Source organism: Streptomyces sp. CBMA152 (assembly GCF_014596475.1).
Classification (GTDB): Bacteria; Actinomycetota; Actinomycetes; order Streptomycetales; family Streptomycetaceae; genus Streptomyces.
In genome coordinates this window covers 25,802-49,175 of the sequence record NZ_MECJ01000026.1, presented here as the reverse complement: position 1 = coordinate 49,175, position 23,374 = coordinate 25,802, and the positions used below count along the sequence as shown (strand labels likewise).

General features: G+C 70.0%; 25 protein-coding genes. 12 read left to right on the top strand and 13 right to left on the bottom strand.

Annotation, left to right across the window (positions count from 1 at the left end):
* Positions 1–10: 10 nt before the first annotated feature.
* Positions 11–571 carry an N-acetyltransferase gene (locus tag BG418_RS22800; protein ID WP_188275821.1) on the bottom strand — a complete coding sequence of 187 codons (561 nt, stop codon included), beginning with the start codon at positions 569–571 and terminating at the stop codon, positions 11–13.
* Between the two features lie 78 nt (positions 572–649).
* On the bottom strand, positions 650–844 hold the full coding sequence (locus tag BG418_RS22795) for a helix-turn-helix transcriptional regulator (RefSeq protein ID WP_262928607.1): 195 nt from the start codon (positions 842–844) through the stop codon (positions 650–652).
* A gap of 162 nt (positions 845–1,006) precedes the next feature.
* On the opposite strand from BG418_RS22795, the gene BG418_RS22790 reads away from it, so the two are divergent.
* Entirely contained in the window at positions 1,007–2,014 is a 1,008-nt protein-coding gene (locus tag BG418_RS22790; RefSeq protein WP_188275820.1) for an NAD-dependent epimerase/dehydratase family protein, read from the top strand.
* Here the strand turns inward: BG418_RS22790 and BG418_RS22785 are convergent.
* Positions 2,011–3,333: a hypothetical protein gene (locus BG418_RS22785; protein ID WP_188275819.1), complete on the bottom strand. Its 1,323-nt coding sequence runs from the start codon at positions 3,331–3,333 to the stop codon at positions 2,011–2,013. The two genes, BG418_RS22790 and BG418_RS22785, sit on opposite strands and share 4 nt — an antisense overlap.
* A 220-nt stretch (positions 3,334–3,553) precedes the next feature.
* Here BG418_RS22785 and BG418_RS22780 point away from each other — a divergent pair, with 220 nt between their 5' ends.
* Both BG418_RS22780 and BG418_RS22775 read left to right on the top strand, forming a co-directional pair.
* Positions 3,554–4,390 (top strand): DUF6415 family natural product biosynthesis protein, encoded by an 837-nt coding sequence (locus BG418_RS22780; protein WP_188275818.1) that lies wholly within the window; start codon positions 3,554–3,556, stop codon positions 4,388–4,390.
* Between the two features lie 115 nt (positions 4,391–4,505).
* Complete coding sequence (locus tag BG418_RS22775; RefSeq protein WP_188275817.1) at positions 4,506–5,519, top strand: MBL fold metallo-hydrolase; 1,014 nt, start codon at positions 4,506–4,508, stop codon at positions 5,517–5,519.
* 112 nt (positions 5,520–5,631) lie between these two features.
* Here BG418_RS22775 and BG418_RS40050 read toward each other — a convergent pair whose 3' ends face one another.
* From BG418_RS40050 to BG418_RS22760, 3 genes are all read right to left on the bottom strand, one after another.
* A complete protein-coding gene (locus BG418_RS40050) occupies positions 5,632–6,903 on the bottom strand; it encodes a ParB/RepB/Spo0J family partition protein (RefSeq protein WP_317453728.1) in 1,272 nt (423 codons plus the stop codon).
* A complete protein-coding gene (locus tag BG418_RS22765; RefSeq protein WP_188275816.1) occupies positions 6,900–8,141 on the bottom strand; it encodes a ParA family protein in 1,242 nt (413 codons plus the stop codon). Before BG418_RS22765 ends, BG418_RS40050 begins: the two co-directional genes overlap by 4 nt.
* 448 nt (positions 8,142–8,589) lie before the next feature.
* Positions 8,590–9,039, bottom strand: coding sequence for a carboxymuconolactone decarboxylase family protein (locus BG418_RS22760; RefSeq protein ID WP_188275815.1), 450 nt, complete (start codon positions 9,037–9,039; stop codon positions 8,590–8,592).
* Positions 9,040–9,121: 82 nt separating this feature from the next.
* On the opposite strand from BG418_RS22760, the gene BG418_RS22755 reads away from it, so the two are divergent.
* Positions 9,122–10,027: a sigma-70 family RNA polymerase sigma factor gene (locus tag BG418_RS22755; protein ID WP_188275814.1), complete on the top strand. Its 906-nt coding sequence runs from the start codon at positions 9,122–9,124 to the stop codon at positions 10,025–10,027.
* A 131-nt stretch (positions 10,028–10,158) separates the two neighbouring features.
* Here the strand turns inward: BG418_RS22755 and BG418_RS22750 are convergent, their stop codons facing one another.
* Together BG418_RS22750 and BG418_RS22745 are read right to left on the bottom strand one after the other, a co-directional pair.
* Positions 10,159–10,389 carry a hypothetical protein gene (locus tag BG418_RS22750; RefSeq protein WP_188275813.1) on the bottom strand — a complete coding sequence of 77 codons (231 nt, stop codon included), beginning with the start codon at positions 10,387–10,389 and terminating at the stop codon, positions 10,159–10,161.
* Complete coding sequence (locus BG418_RS22745; RefSeq protein WP_188275812.1) at positions 10,386–11,270, bottom strand: helix-turn-helix domain-containing protein; 885 nt, start codon at positions 11,268–11,270, stop codon at positions 10,386–10,388. The genes BG418_RS22750 and BG418_RS22745 overlap by 4 nt, the downstream gene beginning before the upstream one ends.
* A 219-nt stretch (positions 11,271–11,489) precedes the next feature.
* Between BG418_RS22745 and BG418_RS22740 the strand changes: the two genes are divergently transcribed.
* The 4 genes from BG418_RS22740 to BG418_RS22725 all read left to right on the top strand — a co-directional run bounded on the left by BG418_RS22740 (position 11,490) and on the right by BG418_RS22725 (position 16,821).
* Positions 11,490–12,524, top strand: a complete 1,035-nt coding sequence (locus BG418_RS22740; RefSeq protein ID WP_188275811.1) for a hypothetical protein — start codon at positions 11,490–11,492, stop codon at positions 12,522–12,524.
* A 1,293-nt stretch (positions 12,525–13,817) separates the two neighbouring features.
* The gene (locus BG418_RS22735; protein WP_188275810.1) at positions 13,818–14,864 is read left to right on the top strand and encodes a bifunctional DNA primase/polymerase; all 1,047 of its coding nucleotides are present in this window, start codon (positions 13,818–13,820) and stop codon (positions 14,862–14,864) included.
* A complete protein-coding gene (locus BG418_RS22730) occupies positions 14,861–16,423 on the top strand; it encodes a phage/plasmid primase, P4 family (RefSeq protein WP_398999870.1) in 1,563 nt (520 codons plus the stop codon). Before BG418_RS22735 ends, BG418_RS22730 begins: the two co-directional genes overlap by 4 nt.
* On the top strand, positions 16,420–16,821 hold the full coding sequence (locus BG418_RS22725) for a DUF6009 family protein (RefSeq protein WP_067157137.1): 402 nt from the start codon (positions 16,420–16,422) through the stop codon (positions 16,819–16,821). Before BG418_RS22730 ends, BG418_RS22725 begins: the two co-directional genes overlap by 4 nt.
* A gap of 31 nt (positions 16,822–16,852) precedes the next feature.
* Here BG418_RS22725 and BG418_RS22720 read toward each other — a convergent pair whose 3' ends face one another.
* Both BG418_RS22720 and BG418_RS22715 read right to left on the bottom strand, forming a co-directional pair.
* Positions 16,853–17,329, bottom strand: a complete 477-nt coding sequence (locus tag BG418_RS22720) for a carboxymuconolactone decarboxylase family protein (RefSeq protein WP_223185294.1) — start codon at positions 17,327–17,329, stop codon at positions 16,853–16,855.
* 170 nt (positions 17,330–17,499) lie between these two features.
* Entirely contained in the window at positions 17,500–17,910 is a 411-nt protein-coding gene (locus BG418_RS22715) for a rodlin (protein WP_188275809.1), read from the bottom strand.
* Positions 17,911–18,089: 179 nt separating this feature from the next.
* On the opposite strand from BG418_RS22715, the gene BG418_RS22710 reads away from it, so the two are divergent.
* Complete coding sequence (locus BG418_RS22710) at positions 18,090–18,305, top strand: hypothetical protein (RefSeq protein WP_188275837.1); 216 nt, start codon at positions 18,090–18,092, stop codon at positions 18,303–18,305.
* Positions 18,306–18,377: 72 nt separating this feature from the next.
* On the opposite strand, the gene BG418_RS22705 is transcribed toward BG418_RS22710, so the two are convergent.
* Together BG418_RS22705 and BG418_RS22700 are read right to left on the bottom strand one after the other, a co-directional pair.
* Positions 18,378–18,791, bottom strand: a complete 414-nt coding sequence (locus tag BG418_RS22705; protein WP_188275808.1) for a rodlin — start codon at positions 18,789–18,791, stop codon at positions 18,378–18,380.
* Positions 18,792–18,982: 191 nt separating this feature from the next.
* Complete coding sequence (locus BG418_RS22700; protein ID WP_188275807.1) at positions 18,983–19,309, bottom strand: hypothetical protein; 327 nt, start codon at positions 19,307–19,309, stop codon at positions 18,983–18,985.
* Positions 19,310–19,622: 313 nt separating this feature from the next.
* Between BG418_RS22700 and BG418_RS22695 the strand changes: the two genes are divergently transcribed.
* The 3 genes from BG418_RS22695 (at position 19,623) to BG418_RS40935 (ending at position 22,105) form a co-directional block, all read left to right on the top strand.
* Positions 19,623–20,036: a rodlin gene (locus tag BG418_RS22695; protein ID WP_188275806.1), complete on the top strand. Its 414-nt coding sequence runs from the start codon at positions 19,623–19,625 to the stop codon at positions 20,034–20,036.
* A 292-nt stretch (positions 20,037–20,328) separates the two neighbouring features.
* A complete protein-coding gene (locus BG418_RS22690; protein WP_188275805.1) occupies positions 20,329–20,592 on the top strand; it encodes a chaplin in 264 nt (87 codons plus the stop codon).
* A 76-nt stretch (positions 20,593–20,668) separates the two neighbouring features.
* Positions 20,669–22,105, top strand: coding sequence for a chaplin family protein (locus BG418_RS40935; RefSeq protein WP_317453727.1), 1,437 nt, complete (start codon positions 20,669–20,671; stop codon positions 22,103–22,105).
* Here BG418_RS40935 and BG418_RS22680 read toward each other — a convergent pair.
* On the bottom strand, positions 22,066–23,199 hold the full coding sequence (locus BG418_RS22680) for an ATP-grasp domain-containing protein (protein WP_188275804.1): 1,134 nt from the start codon (positions 23,197–23,199) through the stop codon (positions 22,066–22,068). The genes BG418_RS40935 and BG418_RS22680 overlap by 40 nt on opposite strands.
* Between the last annotated feature and the right edge of the window lie 175 nt (positions 23,200–23,374).

Genomic DNA, 23,374 nt, shown 5'->3' with positions numbered 1-23,374 from the left:
AGGCAGAGCATCAGGGACGGCGGACGGGCCGGATCATCGCCGTGTACACGGTCGATTCGCGCAGCTCCCGGTGGTCGGCGACCCTGCGGTAGCCCCAGGCTTCGCAGGCGGTCTGGAGCGCGCCGTCGCCGATCGCGGAGTCCACGAGCAGCGTGACGCGCTCCTCCGGCCTCAGCGAGAGCCAGATCTCGTGGAGCTGCGTGGCGACGCCCGTGCCGCGCCAGGGCTTGCAGACGACTATCTCGCTGAGGACGGCCGTGCGTTGCCCGGTCTCCCAGGTGACGTATTTCGGCAGCGGCAGGATCATGTTCGACCACCAGTCGGTGTCCGCCGCCAGGGAGAATCCATGGCAGTAACCGACGGGACGGCCTTTTTCGTAGCCGATGGCAACGGTCCAGCCCGGCATGGCCGCGGCCGCTTCCAGACGCGCCTCGAAGGCCCCGTCCGGCCCCGGCTCCAGGTCCTTCCCGGAGCCCATCCCCCAGACCTCCGTGTGCACTTCGACCAAGCTGTGCTTGACGTACGGCAGGTGCTTGGCGTCGGCCAGGCTGTATTCGACAGTCACAGACATGCCGCCCTCTCACTCGGTCCCGCCCCCGCGGGCAAGACTCACGGGCACCAGCCCATCCCAGGAGCCAAGACAACAAGGCTAACCGAAATCCGACCGGACCGGCTGTTTCCATGGCGGTATCAGCGGCTCCAGTAGTCGCCCATCGATGTGGGATGGATCTGGCGCGGCGTGGTGTTCAGGCGGTGATCGACAGTCCCGCCCCCTCTCCCAGTTGCCGCAAGCACTAGCGCTCGTGCCCAGTCGGACGGCGACCGCCTCCTGGCTCAATCCCAGGTGTCCGCGCCTGCCGCCATGGCCGATGGCGGCAGGCGATCACCCAGTCCGGCGGCTCTGCGCATCACCTCGGGACCGGGCCCGCAGTAGGACGCGGCGTCTGGCCTTCAGGCTGGGCAAGAGCCCATTTCGCTTGCGGCGGTTGGCGGGCAGGATCGGGGCATGCGACACATCCTCTTGCTCGGTGGCACTTGGTTTCTGGGACGGGCCGTCGCGGAAACCGCTCTCCTTCGCGGCTGGAAGGTCACCACGTTCAACCGTGGACGCTCGGCACCCGACCTTGCGGGCGTCGAACCCGTCCACGGTGATCGGGCGAACCCCGACGATCTCCGGCGCCTGGCGGCTCGCGGCCCATGGGACGTAGTGATCGACACATCCGCGTCCGAGATGGCGCCCCGGCAAGTCCTCGCGGGCACCACCGTGCTCTCCCCGGTGGCCGACCGGTATGTGTATGTGTCCACGGTGAACGCGTACACGGGGTGGCCCAACGAGCCTCTGACCGAGGACAGTCCGGTCTATCCGGCGCCACCGGACGCCGACCGCGACTTCGGCGCCGACGACGGTGTGACCGTCCGCTACGGGAAGCAGAAGGCCGGGGCCGAAGCGGCGGTGTCCAGCGTGTTCGGCGCACGCGCCACGATCCTGCGTCCGGGCATCATCCTGGGTCCCGGCGAGTATGTCGGTCGCCTCCCGTGGTGGCTGCGCCGAGCGGAGCGCGGCGGCTACATCCTCGCCCCAGGACGGCCCGACCAGTCGATCCAGCCCATCGACGTACGCGACGTCGCGCAGTTCGCACTCAACGACACCATCAGCGGGCCCTACAACCTGGCCGCACCCCGTGGCCGCGACACGATGAGCGGACTCCTGACCGCGTGCGTGACGGTGACCGGCGGGCATGGGCAACTCGTGTGGGCCGATGACGAACGACTCACGGCGCACGGAGTCCGGGAGTGGACAGAACTTCCACTGTGGCGTACCACCGCCGGCACATGGGCCATCGAGACAACCAGAGCCCGGGCCGCGGGCTTGGTGTGCCGACCGCTCGCTGACACCGTCACCGACACCTGGACGTGGCTTCGGAGCGGTGATGGCCCGGTGGAACACCCGCGCTGGAACGACCACGGGATCGACCCGACGAAGGAAGCCGCAATCCTCGCCGGACTGGTCTAGCTTTCCAAGGCGATACGGCTGCCCGGCAGCGGGCGGGCAGCCGTTACGGCGATGAAGTCCTCGATACGCTCGGCCAGTTCGCGTCCAAGAGGTGCACGCCCCATGTCATGCCGGGTGAGGCTCGTTCGCAGATGTGACACCCGGTCGACCAAGCCGATGGTCCGCCACTCGACCGACGTCGCGAACACGGGAGCGAGTGCTTCGTCCGCGCCATCCAGCTCGTCGCGTTGCAGCCGGGCCCGCGCCAGGTCCACAGTCACCTGCATGAGTACCGGGCGATCCGCGTGCGGCACGTTCTCCAGCAGGTGCAACGCGTGGAGAGCCGATGCTTCAGCCCGCTGATGGTCCCCGAGTACCAGGTAGGTGGTGGTGTGGCTCATGGCGGCACGCTCGGGCGCGAACGCGAACTCCCCGCCGACGTCGTCGTGCAGTTCATCGCGGGCGCCACTGCCCGGCTCCAGAGCGGTCCGCAGGGCCCGCTCGGCCTCGCGTACCCTCCCGAGGTGCGCGTACGCCCGTGCTTCGATCGCTGACAGCCGGATGCGACCCGTATCACCCACACCGGCGAACGACTTGGCGACCTGGACATCCCGAAGTGCTGCCGTGGGCCGCCCGTCCCAGTACGCCAAGTAGGCGAGTACACCGTGTGCGTACGCCTGGAGCGGGCCGTGCTCGATGACCTGTCCGTACATGGCCGCTGTTCTGGCGAACTGCGTTGCCGGGCCGAGCATTCCGAGATCGAACGACGCAACAGACAACAGCGCCCCAGCCTGCCCGGCCGCCAGGTACAGGCGAGAGTGCTGGCTGGGTCGTCGAGTCCGCGTCAGCTTGTCCTGTGCGTCGAGCAACAACGCCTCCGCCTTACGGAACGCGGTAACCGGATCGGTGGTCTCGTAATCCACAGCCAAAGCCTGGACATCATCGTCGAGCTGATCGAGGGTCATGTCGGGAAGGTGAGCCGAGGCAGCGTCCCCGGCATGGGCAGCGGCTTCGCGAGCAGTCATGGTGATGTCGCTTTCAGTGAGCACTGATTCCAAGGAGGCCGCTCCTGACGTCGGAGCAGGCCCCATCAACTCCCGTACCGTGTAGCCGAACAGTCGCTCCAGGATGTGCGGTGCCGGCTTGTTCGGGATCAGCGGATGACCGCTTGTCCACCGGCGCCACGTCGGTTCGGAGATCTCCGCGTTCCGGAACAGGTCGTCGTCGTACTCGTCACCGATCTGCATTCCGACCCGCCGGTACTCGATGGCCACAACCGCATATGGCCAGCCACGGGCCAGCGTCAGGGCGTGAAGCAGATTTCGTGGCTGCTGCGACATGGGGCCTCCGGAGCGCCGGTCAGCACGGTGACTATCGCCCTCCCGGACTGCTGTCGAACCTTTCACCACGAGGTGATACCCACCTGATACCCCGCCTGGCCTTGTGAGACCTGAGTGATAGCTCCAGCGCATGGTGTGCGTCCGTGCAGGTAGCGAGCCTGGATGGCTACACGATCCGGCCGATGTCGGCCAACTCCAACGGAGGCACACGGGGATGACAATGAACCAGTCAACTGACAGAGCGACCTCCTCATGGCTGGCCTCGGCGCACACCACGCCCTCGACGGCCCGGCTGGAGTGGGAGCAGGGCGGCATCGCAATGCTGCCGACCGGGCGCGCGTTCGACACGGTGCGTATCTCCGCCGCGATCATCCACGCGGCCGCGCAGAGCGGCGACTCGGACACCGTCGCCGCCTACCTCGGCCGCGTACTGGACGGGCCCGTCATCAACGACGCCTACGACACGAGCGTGTGGTACTACGCCCTTGTACCACTGGGCAGTTGTACCCACCACCACGCTCCCGACGCCCTGCGGCTCACCCCCGACACCACCTGGCTCGGCGTCCCCGCCGTGCACCGCACCGCCCGCCCCGGCGCGTACTGGATGCACCCACCCCGGCACCACGAGGACTTCTGCGTTCCGGAAGGTGTCGACGAGGTGATCAGCCTCGGCCGTCAGCGGGCCATCCGACCGCGCACGCCCGGCCCCACCGGGCCCGAGCTCGACAGCATTGCGCAAGCCTGCACCGAGCTGTTCGAAGAACAGCGCGACGGACAGTGCAGCGTCGACGACGCCACGGACTCCGTGATGCGGGCTCGCGGCCACCTGATGGTGCTGCTGCCCGTCATCGAGGACGCCGTGTCACGGATGCCGTTGGACGACCGCACGCGCGCCCATATGGAGCGGGGCATCGAGGAGGCGCACCGCGAGATGGAGCTCGACTGCTCGTCATCGAACCTTCCACGCCAGTACGCGCACGCCCTGCGCCTGGCCCGCTGCTGCCTCGATCAGGTGCGGCTCCTGCGCGAACTCGACGCGGCGGGCATCGCTCAGTGACCGCCCGCCCCCTGGCCGGACTTGGGCACCCGGGGGGGGCGGCCTTCCGGTCTCGGTCACTGCCACAGGCGGGCCGCCGCGCCAGCACCCCGCGCCGCCCCAGCACAATGCACCCATGCGTATTCCTTCCGAACTGACCTCGATCGACAGCCAGGTCCACGCGTGGCTGCCGCACTTCCCCGGCACCTGGGGCATGGCCAACTGCGTGGTGGTGGGCTCCGGGGACGAGGCCCTGCTCGTCGACACCCCGTACACCGGACATCTGACGAAGACTCTGATCGCGGCGGCCGAGCGCGTACTGCCGCCCGGCGCCCGGATATCCACGGTCGTCAACACGCACGCCAACGGTGACCACAGTTACGGCAACGCGCTCTTCCCCGACGCGGAGATCATCAGCACCGACGCCAATCTGACGCATCTGTGCGCCGAACCCGCCCCGGAGCAACTCCAGGCGATGCTGGACGGCTGCGGGGACCAGGTGCCGTTCGAGCGCTACCTGCTGACGCACTTCGGCCGCTACGACTACGCCGGTCTGGAACTCACCCCGCCCACCCGCACCTTCAGCGGCCGCCTGGACCTCCTCGTCGGTTCGACGCCGGTCGAACTGTACGAGGTCGGGCCCGCGCACACCGCCGGGGACCTCATCGTCCACCTGCCGGACAGCGGGGTCGTCTGCGCCGGGGACGTCCTGTTCATCGGCGACGTCCCGGTCCACTGGGCCGGTCCGCTCAGCGGCGTGACCGACGCCTGCCAGAAGATCCTCGACCTCGACCCGCGCGTGGTCGTCCCCGGCCACGGGCCGCTGGTGGGACAGGCGGAAGTGCGTACGTACATGGGTTACGTGGAGGAGCTGCGCGGGCGGATCCACGCCCTGCACGAGGCGGGCACCGACGTCGACGAGGCGTCCCGGGTGCTGCTGCGCGACCACCGGCGGCCGGAGCTCGGGCTGTGGGAGCGGCTCGCGGTGCTGACGGCGGTGGAGTACCGCCACCTCGACGACGTGTCCGACCCGTTGTCCCTGGTCCAGATCCTCGGCTCGGCGGTCCGCCTCGCCCCCGACTGCGTACCGGCGTCGGTGGCGTCGCGCGGGGATCTCACGGCGGAGCTGAGCCGGACTATCACGGCGTGATAGATCGTCCACTCCCCTGGCTCGGCGCCCGGATTATCACGGCGTGATAGGTCCCCCACTCCCCCGGCGGGAGCTGCCACCTATCACGCCGTGATAATCGGCCGACGCACACTCAGCGCGCGTTCGTCGACGCGGCGGTGAGGTGCGCTTCCTTGTCGGCCTCCGCCTGGAGGCGGTCGAGCATCCGGCCGCGTTCGGCCGGGGTCATCCGAGAGATCGCGATCTCGGCGCAGGCGACCCCGTCGGTCCAGGGCATCTTGACGACGGGCCGGGCCCCGGGACCGGAGTGGGCCTCGGGCCGGGGGGCGGGCACGGGATCGGCTCCGGCTGCGGACCTATCACGGCGTGATAGGTCCCCATCGGTCGCGGCCGACTTATCACGCCGTGATAGGTCGGTGTCGCGGGCCGGGCTATCACGGCGTGATAGATCATCTTCGCGCTCGTGGCTATCACGCCGTGATAGATCGCCGGAGGAGTCGCCCTCCCCCGCTGAGCTATCACGGCGTGATACCTCAGCCACTCCCCCGCCCGCCCCGGGCTCCGAGCTATCACGCCGTGATAGGTCCCCGTCGGCGGCCGCCGAATTATCACGGCGTGATAGATCCGCGTCGGTCGCGGCCGAGTTATCACGCCGTGATAGCTCCTCCCCCGCCCGTCGCGTCGCCTCGCGGCGCTCCTCCGCGGCTGCCGCCCGCGCGTCGGCCTGTGCGCGTTGCTCGTTCGGCTCGTACTTGGACAGGTTGCGTACGTGCTCGACCTTGCGGCGGCCTTCGAGGAGGTCGGACTGGAGGTCGGGGGCGAGATCGAGGACCGACAGCTTGGAGGAGATCGTGGACTGGGCGATGCCCAGGCGCTTGGCGGCGCGGCTCTGGGAGCCGTAGAACTCGACGAGCTTCTTCAGCGCGTGCGCCTGCTCCAGCGGGTTCATGTCGTCGCGGTGGACGTTCGCGACGAACGCCGCCTCCAGCAGCGACTCGTCGGTCGACACGAGCGCGTTGTCGACGCTGACCCGTACCACCGCCACGCCCGCCAGCCGCGCGGCCGCGAGCCGGCGGTGGCCGTCGATGACGATGTAGCGGGTGTCGGGGTCGAGGTCGTCAGCGCGCTCGGGGCGTTCCAGGAGATACGCCTCGACCGAGGCGACCGTGATCGCGTTGACGAGTCCGATCTCCCGGATGCTGTCGGCCAGGCCCTCCAGATCGCGCAGTTGCTCGCGCGGGTTGTCGGGGTTCTGGCTGATCCGGCCGACGGGCAGTTCCGTCGGGTCCGGGACTCCGGCGGTCGGAGCGACGGTCGCCGCGCCGATCGCGGCCCGGCGGGCGGAGACCGCCCGGGCCTGACCGAACGACGACCCGGCTCCCAGGTCCTTGGCCTTGCTACTCACTTGCTGATCTCCCGGGCGAGGGCGCGCAGCCCGACGGACTGGTCGCAGCGGGGGGCGTACGACAGGAGCGGACGCTTGACCCGTACCGCTTCCTTCTGTTCTTTCAGGTCGCCGATGACGCCGACGACCCGTGGGTCCTTGATGTCCATCCACGACTGGAGGGAGGAGGTGGCGATGTACCCGCGCCGGGCGTCGTAGTGGTTGACGACGATCCCGAGGTAGTCGAGCTCAAGCGCCAGGTCGGCGCGCATGTCCTCTATCTGCGACGTCAGCAGGTCGTACGCGTCCGCGCTGCTGTCCTCGGCCTGGACGACGATGAGCGTGCCGGAGTTGCCGGGCACCTCGTCGGGGCGACGGCGTCCGTAGTACGCGGCCGCGTCCATGCTCAGGCCCAGGCTCGGCGGGCAGTCGATGAGGATGACGTCGTAGTCGGACTCGACGGGAGCCAGCGCCCGTTCGAGGGCTGCCTCCCTCGCCCGTACGGACGCCAGACGTACGTCGAGGAGGAACGCGTCCGTGCACGCGGGCAGCAGATGCAGCCGGTCGCCGAAGCGGTCCTCGTCGATGGCGACGATCACCTCGCGCAGCTCGCCCTTGGCGTCGCCCGCCATGTGGTTGGTGAGCGAGTCGCCGCCCATCGGCAGCGGCTCCTGGCCGAGCTGCTTGGTGAGGTGGCCCTGCGGGTCGAAGTCGACGAGCAGGACGCGCTGGCCGAGGCCGGGCAGGTCTTCGAGGGCGAGCGGGTCGCTGTCCCCTTCTTCCATGAGCGCGGCGAAGTGCTTCGAGACGCGTACGGGCATGAGGACCGCGGGGTCCTCGGCCAGCGCCTCGCCGGTCCCGGCGGTGATCGCAGTCTTGCCGACGCCGCCCTTCTGGTTGCAGACGATGATGCGCCGCACGATCGCGGGCCGCCGTACGGCGGGGGCCGGGTGGTGGTCGAGCCACACCTGTACGGACTGGGCGAGGCCCTGGATCAGGGAGACGCCCCGGTCCTTGCAGTCGGCCCGGAAGCCGGACCACTGGACGGTGGGCAGGAAGGTGGCGAACGATTCGGCGCCGGAGGTGTCGATGGGGGAAAGGTTCGAACCGAGGCTGCGCCACGTCGTGATGCCGGTCTCGACGGCCTCCTGGATGTCGACACCGAGCTGAGCCGCCCGGATCTTCAATTCCTGGCGGAGCCGCAGCGGAAGCTTCGAAACGACCTTCTCCCGGTCGCCTCTGGTTGCAGGTGAGGTCATGGGGAGTAACTGTACTAACGCCGGAGATCATTTGATGGACCGACACGTTAGTTTTCTGGCTTGCGGTGGGGGCGTGGGGGAGTACGGGGGCGTACGTAGGGGACGAGGCGGGGCAAAGTGACCGGTGGGGGAGGGGAGTTATCACGGCGTGATAGGTCGATGGCGCGGGTCGGGCTATCACGCCGTGATAATCCGGCGGCTCTGCGGCGACGCGGGCGGAGCTATCACGGCGTGATAGCTCGGCTCCTCCCGGACCGGCACCTATCACGGCGTGATAGCTCGGCTCGGCGGCCGACCGACCTATCACGCCGTGATAATCCGAGCCGTCGGCCGGGGGAGTGGGCGGGCTATCACGCCGTGATGAGTCGGTGTCGCGGGCCGGGGCTATCACGGCGTGATAGCTCGGGAGCCCCATTGGCGATCTATCACGGCGTGATAGCCCCACCGCCTACCAGACCTTGCCCGCCTGCTCCCGGGTCGTGCGGTTGATGCGGTTGAAGAAGTTGGTCATCGCGATCTCCAGGATGATCGAGGACAGCTGCTCCTCGGTGAAGTGGTCGGCGACCGCGTCCCATATCGCGTCGGTCACGCCCGGCGCGCCGTCCTGGATGCGGGTCGCGGCCTCGGTCAGCTCCAGCGCCGCCCGCTCCTCGTCCGTGAAGAAGGGCGTCTCGCGCCAAGTGACCACGCTGTGCAGCCGCTCGTCCGTCTCGCCGTGCTTCTTCGCCGACGCGACACCGGCATGGACGCACGGGCTGCACCCGTTGATCTGGCTGGCCCGCAGATGGACCAGCTCCAGCAGCCGGGGCTCGACGCCCCCGGTATGGATCGCCTTGTACAAGTGCTGGATCGCGGTGGTCAGATCGGGGCTCGCCACACCCTTCATACGTGCTTCCACGGTCCTGCTCCCTCATCGGTTACGTACGCCCTTCCGGGCCCGTCATCACCCATGACGGAACAGTTCCGAGGAAGGTAACCACATGCCCGACACCAGCCCGACGGAGACGACGACGGAGACGACGCCCGACCAGGCCGACCCCGTCGCCGACGCGTTCCAGGCGCAGCGCGACCGGCTGCGCGCGGTCGCCTACCGCATGCTCGGGTCTCACGCCGACGCCGAGGACGTCGTCCAGGAGGCCTGGCTGCGGCTGTCGCGCCAGGACGCGGCGAGCATCCACAACCTCTCCGGCTGGCTCACCACGGTGGTCGGCCGGATCAGCCTCGACGTGCTGCGTTCGCGCAAGTCCCGCCCCGAGGCGTCCTACGACGACCGGCTGCCCGAGCTCGTGGTGACGCTCGACGACGCTCCCGCCCCCGAGGACGACGTCGTGCTCGCCGATTCGGTCGGGCTCGCGCTCCTGGTCGTACTGGAGTCGCTGCGGCCGGGCGAACGGCTGGCGTTCGTGCTGCACGACATGTTCGCGGTGCCGTTCGACGAGATCGGCACGATCCTCGGCAAGTCCACCGACGCCACCAAGATGCTCGCCAGCCGCGCCCGCCGGAAGGTGCAGGCGACCGAGCGGCCGACGGGCGCCGGGCCGGAACAGCGGGCCGTGGTCCAGGCGTTCCTGGCGGCGTCGCGCCACGGCGACTTCGAGGGGCTGCTGCGGGTGCTCGACCCCGAGGTGCGCTTCACCGTCGACACCCCGGCCGGCGTGGTCGTCACCCTCGGCGCCACCGAAGTCGCGGCCGGGGCCAAGCTGTCCGCGAGTGCGGCCGCGGTGGGACGGGCCGCACTCGTCAACGGCCTGCCCGGAGTGGTGTCCTGGCGCGAGGACGGCACCCCGCTCGCGGTCCTCGCGTTCACCGTGGTCGACGGCCGGATCACCGACATCACGGCGTACACGGACCCTGCCAAGCTCGCGCGCATGCACCTGATCGACTGAGACGGACGCGGATTATCACGGCGTGATAGGTCGATGTCCCGGGCCGGGCTATCACGGCGTGATAGATCGCCGACGCGGCTCCCGACCTATCACGCCGTGATAATCCGTCGGCCCTATACATCTATCTACGTCTACGTCAGCGCCACGTACAGCACCCCCACCATCCCGTACACCCCCGTCACCACACCGCCCCACGAGAACGCGACGAGGATCTTGCTGCGGTGGCGTATCGCGTACGGGTCGTTGCGTGCGCGGGAGCGGCTGAACGACGTGCGTACGCCTCGGAAGTCGGCGAGCATCGCCACCGACGCCAGCGTCCAGCAGACGAAGACCAGGAGCAGGAATAAGTCGAGAAGGCTCATGGTCGTCCCAACGTCCCGGCGCCCGCATCTGTTCGCGGATCTCTGCCGGAGTCCGCCCGCAGCATCGGCGTACGGGCGTGCCGCCGCCGGTCGCCCGGGTGGAAGACCAGGATGATCATGCGCGCCCCGGGCGCCGCCATCGGCTGGGCCGCGCACATCGTCACCCAGCCCGGGCCGCGGGCGAGATGGTGCAGGGGGCGTTCGTCGCCGTCGAGGTGGATGTAGGCGCTGGCGCGGTCGTATATAGGGGAGGTGACCGGGTCCGCGAGGACTTCCTTCTCTATCTGCCGCAGCGTCTCGTCATGCGGGTCAGCGGCCAGTGCTCCGCGCAGGTGGGGGAGGACGAGCGGGGCCCAGGCGTTCTCCCAGTCCATCAGGATCGAGCGCGCGGCCCGGTCCAGGGCCATCCACCGCATGGTGTTGTGCGGGACGCGGCCCGCCGGGAACAGCGTCGCGAACGCCGAGTTCCACGCCAGCAGGTTCCAGGAGCGGTCATGGACGTACGCCATGTGCGCGATGCCGTCGACGGCTTCCTGCCAGACCCCGGGGATCTCCTCGCCGGACTGCGCCCTCAGCGGGTACGGCGGATCTTGGCCGAGACCGTACCGCCACAGCGCGATCCACTCCTGCTCGTTCATATCGAGCAGCCGGGCCACGTCCTCCAGGAGGTCGGCGGGCGGTTTGGCGTAACGGCCGGACTCCAGGCGCCCGTACGTGTCGGGGGAGCGGTGCAGCAGCTGGTCCATCTGGGCCTGCGAGAGGCCGGGGGCGCGGCGGCCCTGACGGGTCGGGCGGTGCAGTCCCTGGCTCTCGGGCGTGATCAGCGCACGGCGTTCGCGCAACAGGCCACCCAGGGCGACCTTGTCCGCAACCTTGTCCATGACTCGTGTTTCCCCAGTGACCTGTCGAACACCGACCGCCTCCCACCGCTCGCCAGTGCGAGCGTTTTCAGCCGGAACCGGTGCGGGGGCGGCGCCGGGCGCCTGGGCCGTATCGGCCCACCGGTTACGCTGCCTGTTCTGACATGCAGCGATCAAGCGGTTACGGCTGCGTACGTACGCCCGGCGTACACACGCAGCCGCCCGGCGGGGGCGGACCAGGTGGACAGCGAGATTCCCAGACTGCCCGGAGAGCCCGGACAGGGGGAGCGGACGGTCCCTCTCACAAACGTCCGGCTACCGCCGGAGGCCGTCGAGTTGTACGGGCGGATCACCCGGCACGAGCCGCTCACCGAGCACGACGAGCCCGTCCTGGCCAAGCTGCGCGCCCGCGGCCTGGTGGCGGTCGACCCGGACCTGCCGGACATCCCCGTGGCCCTGGACCCGCAGGAGGCGGCCCGGCGCCAACTGGACGCCGATCTGCGGGAGATGGCGGCCCGGGCGGCCCGGATGGCGGCGATACCGGAGGACGCGGACGAGCTGAGCGTGCACTTCGAACGGGCCAAGTGGCGCTCGGGGCGCGGCTCGGAGTTCCTGACGGAGCCGGGGCTCGTCAACGCCCGGATCGAGCACGCGATCAGCCAGGCGCAGAGCGAGCTGCTCACCGCCCAGCCCGGGGGCCCGCGCGGCCGGGAGCTGCTGTCGGTCGCGATGGACCGGGACAGCAGGGCGCTGGAGCGCGGGGTGAGCGTGCGCACGCTGTACCGCGACAGCCTGCGCGACGACGAAGCGACCCGGGAGTGGGCGCGGGTGATGACCGGCCGGGGCGCCCAGTTCCGTACGCTCATCGGGCCGTTCCAGCGGTGCATCATCGTCGACCGGCGCACCGCGTTCATCTCCGACCACATCGTGAACTCGGTGCCCAGCCATGCGGCCTGGCACGTCCTGGACCGGGCGGCCGTCGCGTACATGGCGGAGGGCTTCGACCAGGAGTGGCGCCGGGCGGAGATCTGGCACGGCGACCCGCGACCCTCGGACGTGGCGGCCGGGGCCCGTACGACCCGGCTCCAGCGGGAGATCCTGCGGGACACGGCGGCGGGCATCGAGCAGCGGATCACCGCCCAGCGCCTCGGCATCGGGCTGCGCACCCTGTCCAAGGAGATCGGCAGGCTGCGCGAACTGTGGCAGGTCTCCACGCTCGCGGAACTCACGTACTGCTGGGCGCTGTCGGCGGAACGGCTGATCGACGACGAGTAAGCGGTTGAGGGGACACGAACCAGCCAACCGGTTTTTCTGCGGAAAAATCATCGGGAGAAAACCCGGTCAGCTCTGTTGCATGCTGAGCCCGGCCGACCGGAAACACCCCGCAGCCTGGGGCGACTCCGGTCCGTACGTCCGCTGTCACGGGGGACTGCCATCCGTGCGCATGCCAGAACCGGCAGTGCGGGGTCTACCGTCAGGCCCTGCCGGGCATCGCGCGGGGCCGGGTGCCCGAGCCGGGGCCTCCGGACGCTGCCGAGTCTCGGCAACCTCCCGTGCCCAGCGCCGGCGTGCCCGGCGCCCGTCCCGCCCCCGTGTCCCGGCGTGGACGGTCGCCCGAAATCGTCTCTGCGAGCGTCCCTTTGCTACCGCTGTCGCAGGGAGAGGGGCCTGGATGCCGCGACTCGCCCGGTGCTCCACAGAGGCCAGGACTGACGGCTCGTCCCAGCTACCGAAGCGACTCAAGCGACTGAGGCCCGGAGTTCTTGGCGTGTCCCGGACCAGTCGGGGGAGCAGGTGCGGCGCTCGGTCGCTTCAGTCGCTTCGGTAGCTGCGGCTCAAGCCCGGCCCGGAGGGGTTCAGTCGCTGCCGGTTGGTCGCTGCGGAGGCGTTCGGTCGCTGATTCGGGGCCCGAGAGTGACGGGTTCCGGGGCTCCAGGAGGGCCAGCTACTGAACGCAGCTACCCAGGAAAGTTCGGTCGCTGTTCAGTCGCTGGCAGAAAACCGCAGGTCAGATGATGTTTCGTCAGACAATCAGCGACTGAAGCGACTCTGGCTCCAGTATTAGGTGGCGCTTTTGCAGTTTTCCTCCTGTGCGCGTGCGACTCATAGATAGAGTGATTCAGTCGCTTTGAGTCGCTGATTGATCTTCCACAAGCCTGTGACCTGCGGTTTTGTGCAACGCGCAGCACAGCGACTGAAAAAGCTTCGGTCGCTGCGGTTCAGTCGCTGGGTCTTCAGTCGCTGCCGAGAGGCCTCAGCCCCTGCCCGGCCCCGCCGCTCACCGGGCCAAGTCCCGCCCCGGGCCGCCGACTGTCCCATCATCGACACGGACACCGGCTTTTGTGTGGGCCTGCGCTCCCTCAGCCCGAAGCTTCGCTAACCTATGTCCGTCGTTGAGTCGCTTCAGTCGCTGAGTAGGGGAACCGCATGACTGCTGAGCTGCGTTTTTCGCGCAGCGACTCAGACCAGTCAGCCCCTGCGCACCCGGCCCCGGCCGCCCCCGCATCTCAGCTCGCTGCGCCTTCAGTCGCTGCCCCCCAGACCGGGAACCCCGGCCAACCCCTGGCCATGGCCCGCTGGTGTGCCTCGCGGGGCTGGCCCGTGCACCCGCTCTCGCCGGGCCGCAAGACCCCCGTCGCCAACTGCGCGGACTGCCGCCTGCCGGGCCACCGCCGGGAAGGCTGCGCCTGTCTGGACGCCGGCCGCTGGTGCCACGGCTTCCACGCAGCGACCGTCGACCCCGAGCGCATCGGTACGTGGTGGGGCGCGCACCCCGGACTCGGAGTCGGGGTCGCCTGCGGTCCAGCGGGCCTGGTCGTCGTCGACGTCGACGACCACGACCAGCCGCCGCCCGCCCGGGACCTGCTCCTGCCGGGCATCCCGATCCACCCCGACGTCGACCTGCGCGGACTGTCCAACGGCTTCCACACCCTCGCCGTCCTGGCCGCCCTGCGCGGGCACCCCAGCCCCGCCGACGACGCCTCGACGCTGCGGGTGCGCACCCCCTCGGGCGGGCTGCACGTCTGGTACCGGGCGGCCGAGGACGGGCGCCGCTGGCACTCCTCCGTCGGTTCGGGCGGCGGCAGTTCGCTGGCCTGGCAGGTCGACGTACGGGCGCACGGCGGCTACATCGTCGCGCCCGGGACCGTGACCCCCGCCGGGACCTACACACCCCTGGAAGGGGCCAAGGAGCCCGCTGTGCTGCCTTCCTGGCTCGCGGGGGAGCTGGAGCGCACCGGGCACCTGCGGGACGCTCAGGAGGCCGCACAGCGGCTCGTACGCCCCATGGCGCCCTCCCGTGCCCGCCAGGCCGTCATCGCGGCGGGCGGCGGACGCGACCAGGCCACCCGGGTGCTGGCCTCGGCGCTCGCCGAAGTCGCCGACTGCGCCTCGGTTCCCGAGGGCGCGGGCTTCACGGACAAGCTGAACCGGGCCGCGTACACCGTGGGCGGGCTCGTGGCCGCCGGGTACCTCACCGAGGAGGCCGCCGAGCGGGGCCTGATGGAGGCCGCCGAGTTCGCCCGGCCCGGCCAGGACCGCCGCTCGGCCGCGGTGGTCCGCAGTGGCATGGCCGCCGGCTCCCGCCGCCCCCTTCAGCTCCGGAGCCGCCCGTGACCGCCTCCGGCAACGGCAGCAACGACAATGTGCTGTTCGACTTCGACCCGCAGACCGTCGCGTCGCAGATCCTTGCGCACACGGCCCCCACAGGGCACGCCAAGGCCCCCGACCACGCCGGGCCCGTACTGCCCGCCCAGGGCGGCTCGGAGGCCCGTACGCACGCCCCTGACGCGACCGAGGCCGGGCTGCTGCCCGACACGCTCACCGACCGCGGCAACGCCAAGCTGTTCGTGAGGCTGTTCGCCGACGACTACCGCCATGTCCCGGGCCTTGGCTGGTACCGCTGGGACACCACACGCTGGCAGCTCGACGAGGACGACACCGTGATGTGGGCGGCCGGGGACCTGGCCGAGAACATCGCCGCCAACGACCCGCGCGGCCTCTACACCGTCCAGGCGCTCCAGCAGCACCGCCGCCGGGCCCTGTCGACGTCCGGGATGAACGCGATGCTGGCGCAGGCGCGTTCGGCCCCCGGGATGGTCCTGAACGCGGCCCTGCTCGACGCCGACCCGTACGCGCTGTGCACCCCCGCCGGGATCGTCGACCTGCGTACGGGCCTGGTGCGCACCCCCGACCCCAACAAGGACTTCCACTCCCGCTCGACCTCGACCGGGCCCCGCCAGATGGCAACGCCCCGCTGGAACCGCTTCCTGACCGACACGTTCGGTGAGGACGAGGAATCCGCGGAGATGATCGCGTTCCTGCATCTGCTGCTCGGCTACTCGATCACCGGGGACGTCGGCGGGCAGATCATGCCGTTCCTGTTCGGCTCGGGCAAGAACGGCAAATCGGTACTTCTGGATGTGGTGATGAAGCTGCTCGGCGACTACGCCGACGCCGGGCCCCCCGGTTTCCTGATGGCCCGGCCCTTCGAGGGCCACCCCACGGACCTGGCCGAACTGCACGGGCGGCGCGTCATCGTGTGCTCCGAGGTCAAGCCCGGCGACAAGTTCGACGAGGCCCGCGTCAAGCTGCTCACCGGCGGCGACCGCATCAAGGCCCGCCGGATGCGGCAGGACTTCTTCAGCTTCCAGCCCACCCACAAGCTCTGGCTGCTGGGCAACCACCGCCCCGAGGTCGGCACCGGCGGCTTCGCGTTCTGGCGGCGCATGCGGCTGATCCCGTTCGAGCGCGTCGTCTCCGACGAGCGCAAGATCGACAACCTGGCGGACGTGCTGGTCACCGAGGAGGGCCCCGGCATCCTCAACTGGCTCATCGACGGCGCCCGCCGCTACCTGGGCGGCGACAAGGACCTCACCGGCCCCGCGCGCGTACGCATCGCCACGACCGTGTACGCGGAGACCGAGGACCACACCGGGCGCTTCTTCGAGGAGAGCTGCGCCCTGCACCCCGACCACCGGGCGGAGCAGACCCGCCTCTACGCCGCGTACCGGGCCTGGTGTCAGAATGAGGGGGCACCCGTCATCACCTCCCGCGCGTTCGCCGCGCGCGCACGCGAACTGGTCGGGCTGGCCTCGCCCAAGGAGATGATCTTGTCCAATTCGCGGAAGTACTACCCGGGCATCGGACTGCTCGCCGACGAGGAGAGGGCATGAGCTCCCTGATCACCGACGACGAGATCAGCCACGAGACCGAGCTGGTCTGGCTGGAGGACATCTCCGTACTCGACTACGTGCGCCAGAGCCTGGACAGGCTGCCGACGCGGCGCAGCAAGCCCGCCTACCACCGCGACGGCCGCATGGTCGGCTACGCGCTGCTCGGCCCCAAGGCCAAGGCGTCCCCGTCGTCCGGCACCTGGCGACGGCGCGTCTTCTGGGTCCTGCCGCACGACCGCGACAGCGAGCCGGACGGCCTGTACGCGACGGGCGCCCCCGCCGAGGCCATCGACCCGCGCACGCTGGCCCCGGGCAGCAAGGGCCGCAAGACCGAGCGCTCGGAGGGCGGTCCGCCGTCCTCGGCGATGCGCGAGCTCGGGATAACGCTGCCGCTCTGAGCTGCTGCTCTGATACGCGTAGGGGACCTGGTTACCAGGTCGCCCCGGCCGGCTGCCGCGTCGCCGCGTTGAGCCGGTTGAACAGGTTCGTCAAAGCGATCATCAGGGTCAGCGCGGCGAGCTGCGTCTCGTCGTAGTGGCGGGCGGCCTCGTCCCAGACGGCGTCCGGCACCGGATCGGGGCGGTCGGCCAGGCGCGTCGCGGCCTCGGCCAGGGCGAGCGCCGCCCGCTCGGGCGCGGTGAAGCAGCCCGCCTCGCGCCAGGCGGCCACCACATGCAGCCGCTCGTCGCTCTCGCCCGCCTTCTTGGCGCTGGCCACCCCGCCGAACACGCAGTAGCTGCACCCGTTGATCTGGCTGGCCCGCAGATGGACCAGCTCCAGGGTCCGCTGCGGCACTCCGCCCTGCTTGGCGGCCTCGAAGATGTCCAGGAGCGGGCGCATCGCGGCGGGCAGCACCACGGCGGGGTTGCGCATCCGGGACGGGCGGGTCGTCGTCGGCGCGGTCATGAAGTGCCTCCTTGTGCTCATCTCACGAAGCCCAACGAGCCAGTACGGCAAACGGGACGCCTCCGTACGACAGAAGACGCCCCCGTACGACAGCACAGGACCGGGCACAACAGAACCGGGTCGGCGCACCCCCTGGCGGAGATGCGCCGACCCGGTGTCCGTGGCGTGGCTCAGCTGTTCCGGGCGCCGTTCCCGGACAGGATCGGGATGTTGCTGGCGATGTGCGAGCCCGGCTCGTCGCCCTTGGCCTGCGTGGAGTTCTCGGTGCACTGCTGGTTCTGCGGGGCGGAGAGGACCGGCACGTCCTGCAGGACGGTGACCGGGACCCAACCGACGACCGAGCCCACGTTCAGCTTCGCCGGAACGCCGAAGCAGGCCTTGTTGAGGGTGCCCTGGATGACGCCGAGCTGCGGGCTCATGTTCCCCTTGGTGACCGAGTTGCCGAACTTCTGCTCGGCGTCGTTGCCGCTGAACGACGTGGTCCCGCCGTCGTTCCCGATGGCCAGGGCCTGCGGCGCCACCATCACCGTGGCACCGGAGACGGCTGCGGCGACGGCCGCGACCGACCACAACTTCTGCATGTTGGCTCCTCTATGAGTCCGACTCCACTGACGGAGATCTGCAACGATCAACGGGTGGACGGGGCGCTGGATGCTGGGAATGGGGAGGAATAGCCCGGATGGCTCATTCAGGCTGTTAACCGGCGTGCCGCACGGTATGGGTGAAGACATCTGTCCGCCGGATCGCGAGGTGAGGAAACATGACGGAGCCCGAACGCGCCTGGCACAGACAGGCGTTCATCCCCGCCAGCCGCACCGCGAGCCGCACCGAGTCCGCCCCGCCCGCGCCCGGGGCACCGGAACCACCGATCTACCGGGAGCTCGCCGCCACTTGGGCCGCCGAGGGCCGAACCCTGCCCGGCCGCCCCGACCGCGAGTGGACGGCCGTGATCACCCGCCCCTGCTGGCCCGCCTGAGCACGCGTACGTACGGGAAAGGGCCGGACCACCGCGGTGGTCCGGCCCTTTGTGCGCGTCAGCCGGCGTCCGTCAGCTGTGGTGCGCGCCGTTTCCGGACAGGACCGGGATGTTGTCGAGGATGTGCGAGAGCGGCTCGTCGCCCTTGGCCTGGGTCGAGTTCTCGGTGCACTGCTGGTTCTGCGGGGCGGAGAGGACCGGCACGTCCTGGAGGACGGTGACCGGGACGACACCGACGACCGAGCCGATGTTCCCCTTCGCCGGAAGCGCGATACAGGGCTTGTTGAAAGAGCCCTGAATAAGTGCGAACTGCGGGCTCATGTTTCCGTACGTGGAGGAATTGCCGTAGGCCTGCATCGCGTTGTTGCCGCTGAAAGTGGTGGTCCCGTTGTCGTTCCCGATGGCCAGGGCCTGGGGCGCCGCGGTCGCGGAAACTCCCACGACCGACGCGGAAACGGCAACTGCCGCCATAGCCTTCTTGAACACGCTGGTCCCTTCCTCATGGATGCCCCGCCCGGAATGGATGCCCCGGACGGAGCTGTCGGAGCTATCTGGTCAACTGACTTGTCGCGCTTAGGTTTCCCGCTGTCACCCGTACGGCCGATATCATCCGCTCCCCGGCAATACCGGACAGACGGACGAGGGGGAGACGCCGGAACGAATGCCGATGCCAGGTGTCAACCGCGCTTCGCCGCCGCCATGTTGGGACGCCGGTGCAGATGGAGGAAGGACAGCCGGGTGTTGGTCTCGGCCGTGCGCAGATGGGGTAGTTTGTCGGCCGGCGCCGGGGCCGGGCGGTCACCGAGGCCTGCGAACAGATGCCAGTCGTCCGGCGCGACCCGCCACGACAGCCGGCCCGCCGCCGTGTGCACATGCACCAGTGACCAGCCCGTACGCTCCGAGGTGACATCGCCGCCGTGCAGCCGCGCCACATAGGAGATCAGGGCGGCGCGCTCCTGGTGCAGGGCGTCGAGCTGGGTGTGCAGCGCCGCGAGGCGGTCCACCAGCCTCAGCTCCCTGTCGCTCCAGAAACCGCGGCGCCGCCGTCTGCCGGCACCCGCGTCAGCCGCGCTCGCGCGCTTCAAAGGGCCTCCTGTTGTCGTCCCGCTACCGGTTCCGAAGATCCGCTGGAGATCTCCGGAGAAACGAAACGGAATGATAAACGGCCTGCATACGTTCGCCCCCGTGGCGCGCCGCGCGACACCCTGAATTCGGGTCCCCACCGATCGGGTGAATGGGCATAACTAAACCCCACCAAGGCAGTTGATCGGAGTGCAGTAAACGCGTGAACTCCTCTCTCCAGAAAAGGAACACCCCGTGATCAAGAAGGTTATGGCGGCTACCGCGGTCACCGCGTCCATCCTCGGTGCCGCGGCCGTCACCGCCCCCCAGGCCATGGCCATCGGCAACGACAACGGCACCACGTCGTTCAGCGGCAACAACGCCAAGCAGGCCTTCGGCAACCAGAAGACCGAGGGTGACATGAGCCCGCAGCTGGGCCTGGTCCAGGGCACGCTCAACAAGCCCTGTGTCGGCCTGCCGATCAAGGCGAACGTCGGCTCCGTCGTCGGCTTCGTCCCGGTCACCGTCCTCCAGGACGTGCCGATCCTGTCGGCCCCGCAGAACCAGCAGTGCACGGAGAACTCCACGCAGGCCAAGGGCGACGAGCCGCTGTCGCACATCCTCTCCAACATCCCGGTCCTGTCCGGGAACGGCGCGAGCGGCAGCTGATTTCCGACGGCGGCCGTTTCCGTCGGCGGCTGATTCCAGCCTGCCGGGTTCCGGCCTGCCGGGCGCGACGCTGAGGCTCCGAGCGACCGGGCTGCCGGCACCTCGTTTCCCGAGGTGCCGGCAGCTTCATTTCTTTGCCGGTTACGCGTGTGTGGTGCACCGGCCCGGCCGAGTGCCAAGCGAGTGAATACGCGGCGTACGCCCCGCCGCTGGTTTCCTTTACCGGGCGCGATCGTTACCAATTCGTCAGCGGTGCCTCTCCGGAGTGTGCCGCGCGCAACAATTCGTTGCGATGGGCTTTCTCAGAGGAAAGAGAAAACAAGTGACGTACAAGAAGACTGCGACCGTCCTGGCCGGCCTCATGATGGCGGCGGGCGCGGCCGCCCCGGCCCTCGCCGACTCCGACGCGCACGGCGCTGCCCACGGCTCCCCGGGTGTCCTGTCGGGCAACGTCATCCAGGTCCCGGTCCACGTGCCGGTCAACGTGTGCGGTAACTCGGTCAACCTCCTCGCGCTGCTGAACCCCGCGTTCGGCAACACGTGCGTGAACGACTGACAACGCACAACGGATTTCTCCCGCCGGCTTCGGGACGTGCGGCGGCATATCCCGAAGCCGGCACCCGACAGGGACCGTGAGCAGGATCAAGGAAGGCATCGCATTGCGACAGGTCATCACCAAGACACTGTTCACGGCCATGGCGGCCACCAGTGTTCTCTCCATGAGCGGCGCCGGCGCTCATGCGGCCGAAGCGAATTCCGAGAACGGGGAATCGCCCGGTGTCCTGTCGGGCAACTCCATTCAGGCGCCGCTCGAAGTCCCGGTGAACGTGTGCGGCAACACGGTGGACCCGGTGGGCGCGCTCAACCCGGCGTTCGGCAACGGGTGTTCGCACGGAGAGCAGGAGTCGGGCCGGCACGAGCGGCACGAGTCCTACCGTGAGCACTACCGCGACTCGGACGACGACCGTTCGTCGTACCGGGACGACGAGGACGACTACGGCTCCGAGCGGTCGTACGACGAGGACCGCGGCTACGGCGGACACCGCCACCATCGCGAGTACTACGACGAGGAGCGCGAGTACGGCTCCGAGCACCGCCACGGCGCCCCTTCCGGCGAGACGCACGCCGATGTCCACGGCTCCCCGGGCGTGCTGTCCGGCAACGCGGCCCAGGCGCCCGTGAAGGCGCCGGTGAACCTGTGCGGCAACACGGCCGACCTCATCGGGCTGCTGAACCCGGCGTTCGGCAACCGCTGCGCCGCCGCTACGGAGAAGGCCCCGCACCACGAGGCGCCCCCGTACCACCCCCAGCGGGCCCACGCCCCGACGCCGCCGCCCACTCCGGCGCCGCCCGCCCCCGCGCCGCCGGTCGCGCAGCCCCCGATGGCCAAGCCGCCTGTCTCGAAGCCGCCGACGCACCCCGCGCCGCCCATGCAGCACGCGCCGAAGCCGCACCGCCCGGTCGTCCACCACCAGGTGCCGCACGCGCCGCCGTTGATGCCGCCGGTGCATCACATGCCCCCGGTGCACCACGTTCCGCCGGTCCACCACACGCCCCCGATGCACCATGTTCCACCCGTGCACCACACCCCGCCGGTGCACACCCCACCCGTGCATCACACCCCGGCCCCGAAGCCGCCCGTGCACCACCGTCCGGCCCCGAAGCCGCCGGTGACCCAGGTCCCGCCCGCGCCGCAGCCCCCGGCGGCCAAGCCGCCCGTGGTCACGCCCCCGGTGACCCCGCCGGTCACGGTCCCGCCGCGCCACGAGCAGACGCCTCCAGCCCAGCACGTGACGCCCCCTCAGCACGCGACGCCGATGACCCCGCACCGCACCGTGGCGCCGCCCGCGTCCCGGGCGATGCCGCCGCACGTACGCGAGTCCGTGCCGCACCACGGCCCCCGGCACGCAAAGCCCCCGGTCACGGCGGCGCCCGAGCGTGCGCAGCTCGCCGCGACCGGCGGGAACGCCGACGTGCTCGGCGCGGCCGCGGCGGCCAGCATCGGGCTGCTGATCGGCGGCGGGATCCTCTACCGCCGGGGCACGGCCACGGCGTCCGCCCGCCGCTGACCCGACCGTACGAGCGCGGTCAGCCCCTTGCGGGCGGCGTGCAGACCCCAGCCCGCGGTCATGGCGACCGCGGGCGCGGGGTCGTCGAGAGCGAACCAGGCACCCTCGGTCCGGCCGGTGGCGGGCCGGGGCCGCCTGCCTTCCACCAGCAGCGACAACAGCGCGTAGTTCTCGACGACGAAACGGCGGCCCGGCGCCGTCCCGCCCGTACGCACCTGGCGGCCCGTCAGATCCAGATGGAGCGCGCGGACGACGTCGAGCCCCGACCGGTCGGTGAACAGGCGGAACTGGGCGCCGGGGCGGGGGTTGAAGTCCAGCAGGTGGTACGCGCCGGTCGCCGGGTCGAGGCGGAAGTCGAGGTCGGCGATGCCCCGGTAGCCGAGAGCGGCGATCAGACGGCGGGCGGTCGCCTCGACGGCCGGGTTGGGCACCCAGCGGCCGACGGCGGTCAGACCGGCCTCGGCGGGCCAGGCGCGGTCCTTGCGCCCGACGCCGCCCGCCCGGACCGTACCGTCGCGGCCCGCGCACCCGTGGAAGAACCAGTCCCGGCCGGGCCCGGCGGGCAGGAACCGCTGAAGCAGCAGCGCACTGCCGGCCGCGCCCCGCCGGGCGTACAGCTCGCCCGCCTCGCGCGCCGAGCGCACCAGCGTCGTACTGCGCAGCCCCGAGCCGTACGGAAGCAGCCACGGCCGACTCCACTTGGCGACGACGGGCAGCCCGAGCTCGGCGACGGCCGCCGCCGCTTCTTCGGCGCTCGCGGGAATGACGGTGGTGGGATGCGCGATGTCGTACGCCGCGCACAGGCGGGCCAGTTCCGCTTTGTCGGCGAGGGATTCGACGATGTCGGCGCGCTGCTCAGGAAGCAGAAATCTCCCGCCGATCTGCTCCCGCAGCCGGGCGACGGCGAGCGCGCCGAGATCGTCCAGGGGGATGAGTACGGCCGGTCGGCCGATGAAGTCCGAAACGCGGAGGAGCGAGGCGAGTACGTCCTCGTCCGTACGGCCGCGCGGTGGCGGGTGAATGCGGCCGGGGCGCAGATATCGCGAGCGGGTGACGGGACTTGACGCGGATTCGGCGACGAGGTGTACGTCCACACCAGCTCGGCCGAGTGAACGGACGGCTCCCAGGGTGCCATGGTGGAACGGGTTCTGATCGATCCTCAGAAGTACTGCGGGAATGCGGCGGTCGAGCGTGTGCAGGGGATGTGGCATCCTCACGATGCCCTTCTGGGTCTCGGTGAACTGCGTATGCGGGTTACCCGAACGGATT